Here is a 16,722-nt window from a genome sequence, read left to right on the forward strand (position 1 = left end):
TTTTACCACCCTATATCATACTTTCTCTCTTCAGACTTAATTCCATCTTTAATTGCGTAGATTGTGATTTTATCACCTCTTTTTAATCCTCTGCCTATTGATTTTTTTACAAAGAAAACATTTAAGCGTCCTCTTTTAGCAGATGTTATTGTTTTATTACTTGATATTCCTTCTCCACTTATTTCAAGATATCCAGTAGCACCTTCAGTCAATTCATCAATTAGAATATTATTTGCGTTTAGCTTTAATTCTTTTATTTTAATATCTGGCTTTACTTCGTCTGCTTCGCCAATTATTGTGTCTTCTTCAAATTTCCACTTACCATTTTCAAATGTCCACTTATCATTTTCACCCTTTGTTAAATCCCATGATTTAAACTCATAGTCATTAACAGCATTATTTTCTAAGGTTAACTTGTGAACAATTGGTGTGTCAATTTCTACATCTGTATTGGCTTTGACATAGAATTTACTGTCGCCAGTCATGAAAGCTTTGTTTTCAGGAACTCTAAACTCTACTAATACCATTCCTTCAGGTGTTTCGTCTTTGATCTTATCTTTGTCAGTTTCTTCTGGATCTACTGGTATTACATCAGCTTTAGGTTCGTATTGGGCTGTGAAGGTTATATCTTCGCCATTTAATACTAGAGCTTTGTCCCAACCAGAATTTTCTGCTTTTGCCTTGTAGTATTTAGCTGGGTTGATTTCTGGAACTGTTAGACCAGCTTTAACTGCCTGTGCAAATGTGTAGTCTTTGGCAACTTTATAAGTTGTTTGACCATCAAGTTCTCCGTGCTTGCCTTTTAAGAAGGTGACTTTAATGAATTGTTCTTCGACAGTGGCATTTTCGTCAATTACTTGAACTGGAGCTTGCCAGATTGCTATTAGGGTCTTGTCTGCTGTGATTGGTGTATCAAAGTTAAAGTAAGATGTGTCAGTTTCTTTTTCTTTCCAACCCATAAAGACTTTGCCATCTTGTTTTGGTGCCTCTGGATTTGTTGCTTTATTTCCATGGTCAACTGTTTGGCTTGGAACATCACTGCCGCCCATAGTGTTAAAGGTTACGGTGTGTTTAGCTGATGACCATTGGGCTGTTGCAGTTCTCGCTTTTTCAAGTTTAACTTGGTCACCTGGTTGGTAGATTTTTTCATCTTCATCTAGTTTCCAGCCAGCAAAGGTTGCATTTGGTTTTGCTAGACTTCCAGGACCTGCAAGTCCTACTGTCTCTCCATAATTTACTGTCACAGAAGCTGGGACTGTACCGCTTGCGCCTTCACCACCTTCATAGGTCAAGGTCACTTGGCCTGACTTAAAGATTGCAACGTGTTCTCTATCGCTTTTAATTGGTGTGTTCTCATCAATATTTTCTTGCCAATTTAAGAATTCGTAGTTTGTTGCAGGGACTGTTTTTGGAACTGCTAATTGTTTGTCTTTTACAGTTTCATTTTCACCTAAAACTTTTAAGGTAATTCCAGCTTTTGGATTTACATAGTAGATTTTTTCTTTAATATCACCTTCAAGTTTGCCCTTGTTTTCATCTTCTGTTCTGAAGGTTACTTTTACATATCCTTTTGGAATAACTTGGGTAGGGTCGTCAGTTTTTTCTACGATGTCTTCTGACTTATCGAAGTTAAATACAAATTCTGTTTCTGGATCAGTAAATATACCCTTTAATGTTTTATTAGCTGTATTAGTCCATTTTTCACCATTTACAAAGTATCCTGTATCTGGTGTCTTTGTAACTTTGCCAGCAGATTCTGTCATATCGACTTGAACTTCTGGGCTTACATAATAGACTGTGTCACCTGATAGGCTTCCGCCCTTGCCAGCCTTAAAGATTACTTTCACATAATTTTCCATGGCATCTTTTGGTCTTTGACCACCTGGCGCTTCTGGGATTATATTTTTGTGAATTTCTACTGGGATTATGACTGGATTGTCATTTGTTCCTTGGGTTGAGCCGTCTTTGTATTTTATAGTTACCTTAGCTTCTTGTTTGCCAGGTTTACTTGGATCTGGTCTTTCAACTACTGTTATAGAGTCAATTTCTTTATTCTCTGGTGGAGTGATTTTTCCAATCAAATCCTTATCAGTAATTTCTTTGCCCTCAGGTGTGTGAAGCTCTTCGGTCTTGATTGGCTTAACTATTGGTGTAGCAGCAAATCTTTCGTTGTAGGCTGCTTCTATTACAGTTACCTTATCAGTGTATTTGTTGTTGGCTAGGATAATATCTTGAGCTGGTTTAACATCTTGTAGCTTATCATCCGCTTCACCAGCTTTGACTTTTTGCCAACCCTTAAATACATATGTGACTTCTTTTTCTCCAAGTCCTTTGATGTTGACTTTTACTTTTTCCTTACCTGTTGGAGGATCAAACTGAATTGATACTTCCTTGGTTGGATTAACCCAGAAAGCTTCTTCTTTTTCTTGGTTTGCTTTATCTGTAGTCCTAACTATAACTTTTACATAAGAATCTGGAACTTTTGGTTTATCCTTACCTTCTTGAGGTACTACATCCTTAGCAAATCCTGGTTGAATTAGAGTATCTTCAGTAAATTTATGACGTTTATTAAAGTCATAGATTCCATTTTCTGCTTGTCCTTCGTTTTGGTTGGCCTTATCAGCTGTCCAATTTGTGAAGCCTAGGTTTTTCTTTTCTTCTTCTGTTAATTTGATTTCAGGAATTTCTACCCAAGCCTTTGGATTTACGTAATAAATCTTTGTATCTTTTTCGCCTGGTTTACCTGTTGGGTTTACTCTTACTCTTACATAATTTCCTGTTATGTCTTTAAGCTCACCCTTTTCAGCATCTGATAAGAATAGTGGCTTTTCACCTGTTGTGAGAGCTTCGTAGACGTTTTTGTAAACTGTGATTGGTATATCAAGCTCTTGTTGGCCTTTGCCATCCTTGAAAGTTACTTTAGCTTTGATGTTTACTGTACGGACAAGTTGGTCTTTGTCGGCAGCTTTCTTTTCATTTACTAAATCATAGACTTGGTCGTTTGTTGTTAGTTCATTTCCAGCTTCATCGAATAATTTTATTTCAGTTCCTGCTGGTAGATCTTTAACTTGATCTTTTTCTCTCCAAACTAATTGTGCTTTTAATTGATCAATAGTTGGAGCAAATTTGTTTGACCAGTCTTTTGTTCCATCAGCCTTGTCATCTTTAAAGGCTTCTGTCCTTATAAGTCCTTTTGCTGTGAGGCCTGACCAATCGAAGTAGGCTGTAAATTCGTGGCCTTCATTAATGATTGTGTTTTTATTTAATAGTGGACTTTTATCCCATTTTGTAAATTTCTTACCATCATCAGGAGTGATATAGTACTTGTCAGCTTCTTTTGTCTTGCCTTCTTCTAATTCTTTTGGAACTGGAAGGAAGTCAGACTTAAGTCCCTTTATTACATCGTAGTGAAGTTCTGTGATGTCATTTCCATTTTCATCCTTACCAAAGGATCCGCCTTTTTCCGCCTTAAAGGTCACTCTGACATAACCATCTGGTGTCTTACCATTTTTTGGAACTTCTATTACTCTAACATCCTTATAGTAGAAGAAGATTTGGTCTGATCCTGTGCCGTTGATGCCCAAAAATTCATTTGTTTTTTCATTGACATCGAAGAAGAGTTGTTGTTGAGGATCACTAGTTAGCTTCCAACCATCAATCCTTCTGTAGTTTCTTGCATCATAGTGACGGTTACCGTTTGTGACAGCTTCTGGTTCTACAATTTGATGTTTTTTGATAATCTCTTGTAATTTTGATTTATTAGCTTCATATTTATTTTTGTTAGCCTTGTTTGCTTCAAGAAGGTCATTGCCTGTTAATCCGTCAGTAGGAGTACGTTTCAAGTCATCAAAGAATTTTTCAACTTCTGCTTTTCCCTGTTCATCTAGGTAATTTACAGTGTATTCACGTTGTCTGAAAGGTCTGTAGAAGAAGTGGAAGACGTTGCCCTTATAAGCTGGGTTAGGAATCATGTCCCCTGAGTTAGGGTCTTTGATTTTTTCTGGCTCTATACGTTGGTTTTGGAAGTAGGTGTTGTTGAATCCGAAATCTTTGTTGTATTTTTCATACATTTCTTTAATTCCTGCATCTTGAGTATTCATTAACTCTTCATGAGAAGCAAGGATCAATGTTTCACCTTGTTTATCACCAACTGTTGCTGTGTAATAACCTGTCCTCTTATTTTCTAAGATGTCTATTTTTTCTTCTTTCTCTTTACAATTCTTATCTAGGATATGATGATGAACTTCTACGTCCACTCTTTGGTTAGGAACCCAAATTGCCTTGAGGGTGATTGGAGAAACTACGTCGTTGCCAAAGGTGTAAAGCTCTGGCACGCCGTATTTATCACGGTAGGAAGTGTCGACTTCGTCTGTGTAATCGCCTTTGTCATTTTTCTTGTAGCGGATTACTTCCCAACCTAGGAAGTCGTATCCTTTTTTTGTAGGTGCTATAGGTTCTACAAGCTTTTGCCTTTGGATAACGGTAAAGTTTTGCTTGTCGCCGTCATTTGCTTCTTTTTTCGCATAGGTGTTTACTTCTTCTTGGCCTATGTCGCCTTCTTGGATAGTCTTGCGTTTTTCTGTTAGGTTTTCTTCTTTGATTGTCTTAAGCTTTCCACCATCTGGATCGAAAGTTACCTTCCATTTGTAGTCAGGCTCGCCCCATTTTGCGTATAGGTTTAATGGGTGGAAAGGCATTTTTTCGTCCTTGTTTTCCCAAACAAGTTTAGTGCCTGCTGGGTCTAATGCCCAACCCTTAAATACCATTTGGTCTGAAAGGCCTTCTGGTCTTTTGACTTTGAGTTTGCCATCTTTTGGATCAGTAAAGACTAGGTCTGTAAGGCCTAACTTTTGTAAGTTTTCTGGATTGTCCAATAAGTTTTTTGGGTCCTCTTTGAAATATTCCCTTTCTTCCCTAGGTGTTTGATCAGAAACTAATTCCGGACTTAAAACCTTTAATGGAAATTCATAGAAGGTATCTAATGATTTTTTTGAATTAAAGTAAGAATCATCTCTAATAATTGATGGGTCGTAGTTGAACCTTAGTGGGTACTTGTTACGGGTGTATTTGAAACGAAGGTAGCCGTTTTCTTCAAATGCTTTAATGCTATCATCTTTAGGATCGCCCCATGGATCAGCATCGCTAAAGAAAACTGAGATAAAGTCTAGCTGGCCTATAGGGAGTTTTACTCCTTGGTTGTTATAGTATGTCCCACAATTGTTAGGGGTGATTTCATCACGCTCATCGTTTAGGTCATTAATCCCTTCTTCATCCACACGACCATTTTCTTCGCTTCCCTCTCTGATTACTGGCCATGCACTTTGAGGATTACCAGGTTCATAGTCACGAGGAGTAAAGCCTGTAACTTTCGGATATCTATGGCCATAGTCAGGGGCAGCCGTATCTGCCTTGGTCCTAACAAGGTCGTAGCGGATGATGGTTTCCCCGTCCTTAAAGCCGTCCATCCAAAAGTCCATGTGGTGAGGAATAGATGGATGATCCTGTTTTATACCAAAAGATAGGGTTTTAAAATCGGAACTATCTAAATCGATGGTTGTGCCATCGCCCTTGTCTATGTGCTTAGTATAGCCGCCCCAATTAGTATAATTAGCCATGTCTAGAAACTCATCGGCATTAAGCCTATAAGGTGGTGTGTCAAGGTGTAGTGGCCAATTAGGGATAACGTAGTTTGGTCCCCAACCGAAAGATTGGTAGCCAGGTGTGAAGCCCTTGGTTTGCTTAGCATCATTTGGCCACTTATACATCATCTCATTAAATCTTGCCTTGTAGTGGTATGGGTTGCCTGGGCCACCTACTTTAACTGCCTCACCTTCCTTTTCATCATATTTCCAAATTTCAGGGTATATGGTGTTTTCCTCAGGTTGTGCATTGGACTTAGTAAAGTAGAGGTCGTAGACTTGCCTGTCGTAGTAAATGTTATAGACTGTTTTGCCTGTAGCTTCGACTTTTTTTACTTCACTTGGTACTTTTGGGTCGGAGTTTTGCTTGTTTGTTAAATCTTCATTGTAGACAAAGAATTTGTTTAGATAAAGATTAAGGCCTCGATTAAATCTTGCGTTAGCCCATATCTTATTTAGACGAGCTTGGTCTAGGTCTGGGAATCTTAGTCCATTTACAGGTTCATCTTTTAAAATTGGTTTTAATCCTGTATCGGCATCCTTATAAACACGGGTGCTAAGGTATTCATACTTTTCCATGATAGATGCATTATCTGCATGGTCAGCCTTTTCTGTCCAGAATTGGACTGCGTAGTCTGCCTTTTCCTTATCCTTCCACACTGCTGTGAATTTTAGTCTCTCTCTTGATTTTTCATCCTGACCTAAAAGAAGGGCAGGCATTTTGAGGTGGACATCAAGATCAAGGGAAGGTTTCCCGTCTGCTTTATTTATAACTTGTCCCTCTTTATAAGTATTTCCGTCTTTATCTGTTAGGTCGTGAGAAGGCATCCATCCTTGGAACACACAACCTACTTTTGTTGGGATATGTTCATTTTCTATTTTTGGAATTTCTTGATCATAGTAGTAGGTACGAGTTGATAGTGGTGTACCTCCCATTGTATCAAAGTCAACATTGTAGTGGGCACGGTTGTAGCGGTATTCCAAAACAAAGTCTGTCACATCTTCTGGGACCCTCATAGTGATAAACTTAGATTCTGGCTCAAAGCCTTTTCTGTCAACCTCATTTAGAGGGCTTACTTCCATGGTTGATCCAGTGTTCCCAGCTTGGGTAGTGATTTTTTCTGGCTTACCTTCTCCTCCTGGGTTTGTGTACTTGGTAAAATCGTTCATGTCTTGGAAAAGATGTTTAATCTTTATTTCATTTGATTTTGCCTTATACCTGAATTCTTGGTTTGCAAAATATCTCTTCCCATCCTTATCGTCTCCTGTTTCATTCTTGCCCTTAGCAGCATCATAAACAGTATTATAGTCGATTTTGTAAGTATCATCTAGGTGGCTTTTGTCATAGCCCGCAAGGTCAGGCAAGGTGATTTCTTGGTTGACCTTTTCTTTCTCACCCTTTGTTGCAGCTTCCCCTACACTTGCAACGTATGGTTGGTAGTCTATTTCATATTTCTCTCCCTTTTGTACTTTATAGTCTGTACGTAGGGTGAAGATTGCAGGTTGGTCTGGATTTTTTATCAAATCCGCTGCATTTTCATTTTTTTTAGTTTTTGCAGGGCTAACTGGAGTTTTTTGATTTACAATAACCGATGGCAAGCTATCGTATTTCGCAGTGCTTGCAAAAGCTGGAGCTATATTTGATGCCATCATGACAGCAGCTGTCAAAAAAGCAACAAACTTCTTAGTACTTTTCATAGTTTTCTCCTTATTTATCAATAATCTTTCTTGTGATAATTTAACAAATTAAAATATTACATTATTTAGTTATATTATACACCAAAAGCCTTAAAAAATAAACATTGTAAGCAATTTAACAATCAAAAATAATCCCTATCAAAAGCAATTATTGCAAATATAAAAAAATGATATTTTTCCTGCCTATTGTATAATAAATCCGAGGTGAATTATGATTAATTATTTAAAAGACCAGGGCATTAATGAGAATTTGATTGCCCTTTTAGAAGAATATAGACAAAAAAATGGCCTTGAAAATAACGACAGGATTATAAGGCCAGAGTATAAATACTATGGGAAAGATGTCTTAGAACAGGCAATTGCCGCCCTTTTGGCGGGGAAGAATATCCTCCTTACAGGGGCTAAGGCGACTGGCAAAAACGTCCTTGCTTCAAACCTTTCCTATCTTTTTAAAAGACCAACTTACAATGTTTCCTTCCATGTCAATACTGACTTTGCTTCCCTAATAGGAGCTGATACTTTCAAAAATGGTGAGGTGACTTTTAGGAAGGGGCCAATTTATGAAGCTGCTATTAATGGTGGTTTTGCGATTTTAGATGAGATCAATATGGCAAAAAACGAGGCGATTTCTGTCCTACACGCAAGTCTTGACCACAGGAGAATTATTGATATATCTGGTTTTGACAAGATAAATCTCGATCCAAACACCAGATTTATTGGAACTATGAACTACGGTTATGTTGGCACTCGTGAGCTTAACGAGGCTTTGGCATCAAGGTTTATGATTATAAATGTGCCAAATATTACCAAAGCCAATCTTGATTTGCTCCTTAAGGATAATTTCCCAACCCTCAAGGAAAAATATAGACAAGCTTTGATTGATATGTTTATTTCTCTACAATTAAAAAGCGAAAACAATGAAATTTCAACAAAATCTGTGGACCTTAGGGGTCTAATCGGGGCTATTGAAACTATGAAAATCGGCCTTAATCCATTTGACGCTATCAAAATGGGTCTGGTGAATAAGTCTTTTGACCAGTTTGAAAGAGACCTTGTCCTTGATTTGATAAAGACAAAAATTCCTGAAAAAATAGACGAGAGTGTCTTTGATGAGTGAGAATTTTGACAAGATAAGAGAATATAACATCATCTGGGATTTTGCGGAAAAATACGACTTTCTTCCCCAAAAATCCTATCCCATGGACCAAGTTTATAAAAATATGACCAGGGGTTTTGTAATTAAGACCTTTGATTTTGATGTTTTGGATTCATATTTTGAATATTTGAGGTCCGAAAGTCCCTTTTTCCCAGAATTTTCCTTTATTGCCAATCTCTTGATGGAAGATATTGCCTACAAGAGTCTTGCCAAGGACAATCTGGTTATAGATTCTTTGAGGAAAGATTTTGCAAAAAAAGCCCTAAGAAAATACAATTTCCACGAGGCGGACGACTTAAAAGAGCAAATCGAAAAGGCCTATTATGGGCAAATCTTAGGCAAACCTATCACTGAGGGTCCGTTTTTCAGGACAATTTATAGGGATATTTTTAAGATTTATGAACTTGATACAGGCAAACTCATTGAGAAATTAAACGGGGTTTTTAAGACCTATTTCACTTTTGAAAAGTCTAGGGAAAATGAATCCCTCCTTAAAGAGATGATTAAGGATAAAAAACCCAAGGACTTTAAAAATTCAAAGAAGGATGCCAAGGATTTCGACTTTTCTGATGACTTTATAAAGGACCAGTTTAACATTGGTTCGGCTGAGTTTACGGGAAATATCTACCTAGAAGAAAAAAATAAGGATATGGATAGGCACCTAATCCTCTTAAATGCTGATAAGGAAGGCTACCATGGAACAAATGAATTTATTGAAGACTTCTATGGCAAGTCGGTTTTTCCGGAAATGAGGGTCAAGTCCCTTGAGAAAAAACTCGCAACCGGGGTTCATTCTGGGAAATTTTTGTATTTTACCAAGGGAGTTTACACAGATAGTCCAAATGCAAAATTTTATAAGAAAAATAGGGACGAGGTTTTTGAGAAAAATAAGGATTATATTGAAAAAAATCTCGCCATCAACAATCGTTCCATCAAGGAACTTGCCCAGACTATTAAAAATTCTATAGCAAATTACGAAGATTTTTCTGAGGTGTCAAAGGCCTACGGGATTGTAGACTCTACAAAGGCTTGGAAGGCCAGCGTCCTTAAAGATTTTAATATTTTTGACAATGTAGAAAACGACGACGTTTCGACTTTCAAGGTCGATCTGCTTTTGGATTCCTCAGCCAGCCAGAGAAATAGGCAGGAAATTATCGCAAACCAAGCCTACATCATAGAAAATGCCATGGATGAAGTGGGCATACCTATTAGGGTCATGTCCTTTTCGACCCTACGTGACCACACAGTTTTCAATCTCTTTAGGGATTATAACGAAAAACACAACAACAAGGAGATTTTCAAATATTTCGCCTCTGGATCAAACAGGGACGGACTTGCCTTTAAGGTTTTAAATGAATTAATTGACAAGACTAAGGACAATGAAAAACACATTGTAATTATCTTATCAGACGGGAGACCAAATGACGAAAAGGCCAATATAAATACTGTAAAACTCCTGGAAAAAGAACAGTATGTCGGGGATGTGGCTGTGAAAGATACTGCCAAGGAGATTAGGAATATAAAAAACGAAGAAATTTCTGTATTGGGCGTCTTTACAGGAGAAGACGAAGATATAGAAAATGGCAAACTAATTTATGGGGCTGATTTTTGTAGGATTACGAGCCTTGAAAATTTCTCCAAAATTGTTTCGATTTTTATGAAAAATACCATTATGAAAATTTAAAAAGATGGCAAAATTGACCTGAACCCCAAAATCCGGAATACGGATGGAGGGGTTTTTGCATGCCAAAATACACAAAAGAATTTAAAATCAAACTAGTAATGGAATACTTATCAGGGGAATCTGGAGGCAGTCCGATGATTGCTAAAAAATATGATATACCCGAGGGTACATTACAAAACTGGATAATCAAATATCAATCAGGAGGTTTTGATAACTTATCAAAAAAACAAAATCAAGATAAATTCACTAGTGAATTTAAGCTATCTGTAATACAATATAGGCAAATCAATAATATCTCATTCAGACAAACCGCAGAGCACTTTAATATAAAAAATGGATCAATAATATGTAATTGGGAGAGAGCATATAGACAGCGTGGTTTATCTGGACTAGAAGATAACAGAGGAAGGCCTAAAAAAGACATGACCAAATCAAATAAGAAGTCTAAACCTAATACTCCAATAAATGAAAGTGAAAGAGAAGAGTTAATAAGATTAAGAGAAGAAAATAGACTTCTCAAAATGAAGATAATATACGAAAAAAAGTTACAAGCCTTGCTCCTGGAAGAGGAAGCAGAAGCAAGGAAAAAACAAAGATAATCCTCAAACTTCTAAAAGAAAATCCACAAATTAAAATAAATGAATGGCTAAAAATAGCAAAATTACCAAAATCATCATACTATGAATGGAAGATAAAATTAGAAAGTCCAGTGGATAAAGACAAAGAAGTTAAAGATGAAATTAAAACCATAACAGAAGCTTCAAAAGGTCGATATGGCTATAGAAGAGTAACTATGGTATTAAAAAATAAAGGCTTTAATATTAATCATAAAAAAGTCTTAAGAATAATGAGAGAAGAATCCTTGCTATGCACTAAATACAAAACTAGATCAAGAAAATACTCATCATACAAGGGACAAATAGGTAAAGTAGCAGATAATGTTGTAAAAAGACAGTTTACAGCTACTAAGCCAAATCAATTATGGCTAACAGATGTAACAGAATTTAGAATAAAAGGGCAAGAAAAGAAACTATACCTATCACCAATATTAGACCTATACAACAGTGAAATAATAAGTTATACACTAAGCGATCATCCAACAATAGAATTAACTAATACAATGCTAGAAAAAGCGTTAGAAGAAAATAAAGAAATTAAAGAATTAACAATACACTCAGACCAAGGATTTCATTATCAACATAGTACTTGGACTAAAAAACTAGAAAAAATGAATATTAGGCAGAGTATGCCAAGAAAAGGTAATTGTCTAGACAATTCTCCAATGGAGAACTTCTTTGGGATATTAAAACAGGAAATGTATTATGGAGAAGAGTTTAATAGTTATGATCATTTGAGAAATGAGATTGAAAAATATATCAAATGGTACAATGAGGATAGGATTAAGACAAAATTAAACGGAATGTCCCCTGTTATGTACAGATTACATTCCGCTTAAAATATTATTAAATTATTCCGTGTTTACGGGTTCAGGTCAAATTACGCCATCTTTTTTAATACCTATTTTTTCTTTTTCTTCTTGCTACCCTTTTTGGTTCTTCTTTTTTCTCAAAAAACTTGTGGTAGATTTGGTTAACTAGGTCCATGACTTCTGGAATCCTGGCTAGTAAAATTAGCAAAATATAAACAAGGCCTGCCACAATAATAGCTCCGAAAAGAGCGATTATATGGGAAATTTTACCAGCTAGCATGGTGTATGTGACATCTGCCAAAAAGGCCATAAGACCAGTTGCAAAGCCGATTTTCCCTAGGGAAATTAGGGTCGATTTGAAATTAAAGGATCCGAAATTATCCCTAAATTTATAAATCATCATGATTGACCCAATGGCAGTTGAAACAACTGTTGCATAAGCTAAACCCTTGATGTCAAAATACTTGATCAAAACAAAGTTTAAGACGATATTCAAAACTTGTTGGATCACAACTATAATAACTGGAGTTTTGCTATCGCCAACCGCATAAAATCCCCTATCCACAACATCTGTAATGGATTGGAAAATTATATAAGGGGCGTAGGCTGACAAGAGGCTCGCAACGATTATTGTATCTTCGCTTGTGAAGGCCCTTCTTTCAAAAACAAGCTCTATTATTGGCCCTGATAGGACCATCATGCCGATGGTGGCAGGAATTACAAGGCTCATAGATGTGACAACAGCAGATGAGATTGATGATTTCATCTCTTTTATTTGACCCGCTTGACCCAAGTGGGCAATTTTTGGGAAAATAGCTGTTGTGACAGAAACTGTAATTACTCCTGTGATTAGGGTGAGCATGGTTTTTGAATAAAACAATTTTGAAATGGCAGCCTTGCCGAAAAAGTAAGACGCCATGGAGTTGTCTGCAATTATAGAAAGTTCGCCAGCGGCAGATGAGATAATTATTGGCACTGCCACAATCATCAGACTTTTGACATACTTGTTGTGGATGTCGACTATTCTTTTGTGTTCATAGCCTGCTTGTCTTACGGCTTTTGGAAATAGGATGTATTGCAAAACATTTCCCAAAAGAGCTCCTACAATCAACAAATAAGGATTGCCTGTGATGCCTGTGAGGACTGTGAAAATTATAATTACAATATTCATCAAGATCCCAGTTATAGCAGGATCAAAGAAATTGCCCTTGAGGTTTAAATAGCCCCTAAAAATCGCAGAATAAAGATAGGCAAAGACTGCAAACATCATTATTCTTGTGTAGTTTGTCGCAAGGTCTAGCCATTCCCCCTCAAGGTCAGGGCTTAGGATTTTAGAAAAAGGTCTTGCAAAAACTATACCAAAAATTACCGCACCAAGGGCAAAGCGCATCAAAATATTAAATACATTTGAGGTAAATTCCTCTGCGGCTTCCTCGCCCTCTTCATTTTTTGCTTTGTTATATATAGGTATAAAACCTGAAATAATACCCATTGCCACGAAGTTTGATACAACTACAGGCAGGGTGTTGGCTGTTGTATATACACTTTTTAGATCACCTGCTCCAATGTAATAAGCCATCACGCCTTCTCTTAAAAATCCGAAGACCTTTGAGATGATGGTTATTATCATGAGCATCAAAGTAGTTTGACCCATAAATTTCCTCTCTTATAAAGACTTTCCTATATTATATCTAAAAAATGTCCCATTTACAAATATATGGTTTTAGGAATTTCTCTTTCCTTTGATTTGAATTTTCTCATCGGCTATAGATAAGCTTGATAGGGAGTGGCTTACGAGAAGAACTGTCTTATCCTGGCTCTCTTTTTTGATTGATTTTAGGATACTTGCTTCATTTAGGATATCGAGATTGCTTGTTGGTTCATCAAAAAGCAAGAGATTTGAATCGTGGAGGAAGGCTCTGGCTATGCCAATTCTCTGTCTTTCACCAGCTGATAAGGTCGATCCTAATTCTCCAGCCCTGGTTTCATAACCGTCTTTTAGGGAACTTATAAAATCGTGGATAGAAGCTTTTTTTGCCGCCTCTATTATTTCTGTATCTGTTGCATCAAGTTTTGCAAGCCTAATATTATCCTTTAGGCTGATATTGAAAATATAGGTGTCTTGGCCAAGAAGACTTTGCATTTTTCTTAGTTTTTCACTTGGGATTTCCTTGATATTTTCGTTATTTATTCTTATCTCTCCCTGGTCCACATCCCAAAATCTCATCAAAAGTCTTAGTAGAGTTGATTTTCCAGACCCACTTTTGCCATAAAGTCCAAAAATCTTGCCCTTGTCGAATTTTAAAGAGAAATCTTCGAGGATTTTTTCATTTTCATAGGCAAAGGAAATCTTATCTATTTCTGCAGATTCAAAGGCTTCCTTATCATCATCTCCCAAAACGTCCCTTACCATTGGCTCTTCTTCCAAAAGATCTAGGACCCTGTCCCCACTTGCAAGGGTGTGGGAGAGGATGTTGCCAAGGTTAGAAAGGGCAACGAATGGACCAAAGCTTGAAAACATGGCTATGGTTGGAATTATAAAGCCCTTTAGATCAACGATATTATTTTTATAAAGTAAGAGTGATAAAAGAAGCATTGCAAAGGAAAATCCTAGGATAAGGCCTCCAATTAAGGCTTCGGAACCTGCTCTTATTTGATCAAGTTTGTTGGCAGTTGTTCTTAATTTCCTAGATTTTTTCCTAAGGATAGAAACCTGCCTATCTTTTAGGTCAAATTGCTTAACCTCATCCATATTTCTTATAGTTTCAAGGACAAAAGAGTTCAAATCTCCAGTTTTATTCCTAAGATCAAGGCCCAGGCTAGAATTTTTCCTGCCAATTATCATAGGGCTTATTAGGCCAATTGCAACATATGCTAAAAGGGCTAAGATGGCTTGGTAGATAGAAAAACTTCCTAGGAATATTTCCATTATAATTAAGTAAGTTATGGCAATTCCGATTGGTGAAATTGTGTGGGCGTAGAAAACTTCTAGCAATTCTATATCTGATGTAATCAGGCTTATGAGGTTGCCCTTGTCCTTGCCAGCTAGTTTTGCTGGGGCTAAGCTCCTCATTTTCTTAAAGACAAGGTGTCTAATTTTGGCTAAAATTTTAAAGGCCAAAAAGTGGTTGGCGTATTGCTCGATATAGTGGAAAATCCCTCTTAGAATGGCAAAAATCAGCATTAATTTGATTATAAAAATAGTTTTTCCGTCGTTTTGATAATTCGACAAAATCCCGTAGCCTGCAAGGATTGTCACAAAACTTGCACAAAGGTGGCCAAGGCTGCCTATAATGATGGCTAGGGCCATAACAGGTTTTAATTCGCCAACAAGTCCTATCATATTTTTCATTATTGCAAGACCAGATCTCCTAGTTTTCATAGCTTACCCCCTTTGCATAAGAACAAAGCTCTTCTTGTTTATCAAAGATATCTTTATAAGACTTAGAATTTTCATATAGGTCAGCGTGGGTGCCGGATTTTTGAATTTTGCCGTCTTCTAAGAAATAAATCCTATCGCTATTAACTAAATTTATTAGCTTATGGGAAATGATTAAAACTGCCTTTTTCTTGGCGAGTTTTTGGATTATTTCCATGATTTTTGCCTCGTTTGGCCCGTCAATATTGCTTGTCGCCTCATCAAAAATATACAAAAGCCCATCAAACAAAAAGGCCCTGGCAAGGACAAGTCGCTGTCTTTGACCCCCAGAAAGGTTTGAAGCATTTTCTAAAATTTCTGTATCAAGGCCTGCTTGGTCTGTAAAATAGTCGTATAAATTGACCTTTTTTAGGGCATCTTGCATTTGCTCGTCAGTTAAATTTTCTCCTGCAATTTTCAAATTTTTCCTGACGCTTCCCTTAAAGACCTTGCCATCAAAATCCACATTTATTATTTTTTTGTTAAGGCTCTTTGGATCATAAGAATTTTTTTCAAGCCCATTTATGAGGATTTTTCCATCAAAGGAAAGGCCTGGGTCCTTGATTAACTTAGCTATTGTTGATTTTCCAGACCCACTTAGGCCGACAAGACTAACGAGTTCTCCATTTTTTATTTCAATATTAATATTATCTAGGATTTGTCTCCCACCATCATAGGAGAAATTCAAATTATCAAAGCTAAGATCAATTTTTTCACCTTCTAGGCTTTCTCTTCCTAAGTCCCTATCAAGACTATCGATTAGGACCATGAGCTTGTTTGAAGCTGCAATACCATTCATGGCTATGTGGAAATATGAGCCGAGCAGTCTCAATGGAAGGAAAAATTCCGCAGCCAAAAGACTTATAAAAACAAGGCCAAAAATATTTATGTCCCTTTGGCTAAATTCCAAAAGAGCAACCCCGATACCAGCCGCAGCTCCACCATATGCTATTATATCCATGACAGATGTTGAATTTAGCTGCATTACAAGGACTCTCATAGTCGCTTTTCTAAATTTTTCGGCAAAATCATCCATCAAATCTTGCCTATAAGAATCAGCTCCGTAAGATTTTAATTCATTAAGGCCCTCAAGATTTTCTAGAAATATATCAGCAAGGCTCATATAAGATGTCCAATAAGAACCCAAAAGTTTTTTGGCAATTTTTTGGATTAGGATTATAGAAACTGGGATTAGGGGTAGGCAAATTAGAAGGGTAATTGCCGCAGTTTTGCTTATATAGGAAATACAGGCAAAAAGTATTAGGGCTGATGATAGGGAATAGTAAAGTTGTGGTAGATAGGATGTGAAATAAATCTCCAACTGGTCTACTCCCTCCACAGCTAATTGCAAAATAGCAGATGTTGGCAATTTTTCCTCAAAGTCTATCCTATCGTCCATGAGTTTTTCAAAGATGATTTTTCTCATTTTTTCCTTGATAAATTTTGTAGAGTGAAAAGAAATTCTTGTTACCATATATTGGCAGAAAAGTTTTATAGCCAAAAATAAAATCCCATAAAGGATGATTTTCACTAGGGAAGTCTCCCCTATCTTTTGCCTAAATACTAAGGAAATAACCTGACTAAATATGCAAACTATTCCAATTTGCATAAAGAGGGACACATAGCGTAAAAGTAAATTTACATACAAATATTTTTTTGATCCCTCAAGCATTGCTAGAAGTTTTTTATTTACCATAC

At 36.8% G+C, this 16,722-nt stretch carries 8 protein-coding genes; 4 read left to right on the top strand and 4 right to left on the bottom strand.

What is annotated here, in order from left to right:
• Positions 1-2: 2 nt before the first annotated feature.
• On the bottom strand, positions 3-7,337 hold the full coding sequence (locus tag K8P03_RS01375) for an InlB B-repeat-containing protein (protein ID WP_223417766.1): 7,335 nt from the start codon (positions 7,335-7,337) through the stop codon (positions 3-5).
• Positions 7,338-7,548: 211 nt separating this feature from the next.
• Here K8P03_RS01375 and K8P03_RS01380 point away from each other — a divergent pair, with 211 nt between their 5' ends.
• From K8P03_RS01380 to K8P03_RS01395, 4 genes are read left to right on the top strand one after another with little or no spacing between them, the layout of a single operon-like run.
• The gene (locus tag K8P03_RS01380; RefSeq protein ID WP_223417768.1) at positions 7,549-8,454 is read left to right on the top strand and encodes an AAA family ATPase; all 906 of its coding nucleotides are present in this window, start codon (positions 7,549-7,551) and stop codon (positions 8,452-8,454) included.
• The gene (locus K8P03_RS01385) at positions 8,447-10,177 is read left to right on the top strand and encodes a vWA domain-containing protein (RefSeq protein WP_223417769.1); all 1,731 of its coding nucleotides are present in this window, start codon (positions 8,447-8,449) and stop codon (positions 10,175-10,177) included. The genes K8P03_RS01380 and K8P03_RS01385 overlap by 8 nt, the downstream gene beginning before the upstream one ends.
• Positions 10,178-10,236: 59 nt before the next feature.
• A complete protein-coding gene (locus K8P03_RS01390) occupies positions 10,237-10,776 on the top strand; it encodes a helix-turn-helix domain-containing protein (RefSeq protein ID WP_223417770.1) in 540 nt (179 codons plus the stop codon).
• Positions 10,710-11,633, top strand: a complete 924-nt coding sequence (locus K8P03_RS01395) for an IS3 family transposase (RefSeq protein WP_223420670.1) — start codon at positions 10,710-10,712, stop codon at positions 11,631-11,633. The genes K8P03_RS01390 and K8P03_RS01395 overlap by 67 nt, the downstream gene beginning before the upstream one ends.
• Positions 11,634-11,688: 55 nt before the next feature.
• On the opposite strand, the gene murJ is transcribed toward K8P03_RS01395, so the two are convergent.
• From murJ to K8P03_RS01410, 3 genes are all read right to left on the bottom strand, one after another.
• Complete coding sequence (gene murJ / locus K8P03_RS01400) at positions 11,689-13,260, bottom strand: murein biosynthesis integral membrane protein MurJ (protein WP_223417771.1); 1,572 nt, start codon at positions 13,258-13,260, stop codon at positions 11,689-11,691.
• Between the two features lie 69 nt (positions 13,261-13,329).
• Positions 13,330-14,988, bottom strand: a complete 1,659-nt coding sequence (locus K8P03_RS01405; protein WP_223417772.1) for an amino acid ABC transporter ATP-binding/permease protein — start codon at positions 14,986-14,988, stop codon at positions 13,330-13,332.
• Positions 14,978-16,720 carry an ABC transporter ATP-binding protein/permease gene (locus K8P03_RS01410; protein WP_223417773.1) on the bottom strand — a complete coding sequence of 581 codons (1,743 nt, stop codon included), beginning with the start codon at positions 16,718-16,720 and terminating at the stop codon, positions 14,978-14,980. The genes K8P03_RS01405 and K8P03_RS01410 overlap by 11 nt, the downstream gene beginning before the upstream one ends.
• Between the last annotated feature and the right edge of the window lie 2 nt (positions 16,721-16,722).

The organism is Anaerococcus murdochii, from assembly GCF_019957155.1.
GTDB lineage: Bacteria > Bacillota > Clostridia > Tissierellales > Peptoniphilaceae > Anaerococcus > Anaerococcus murdochii.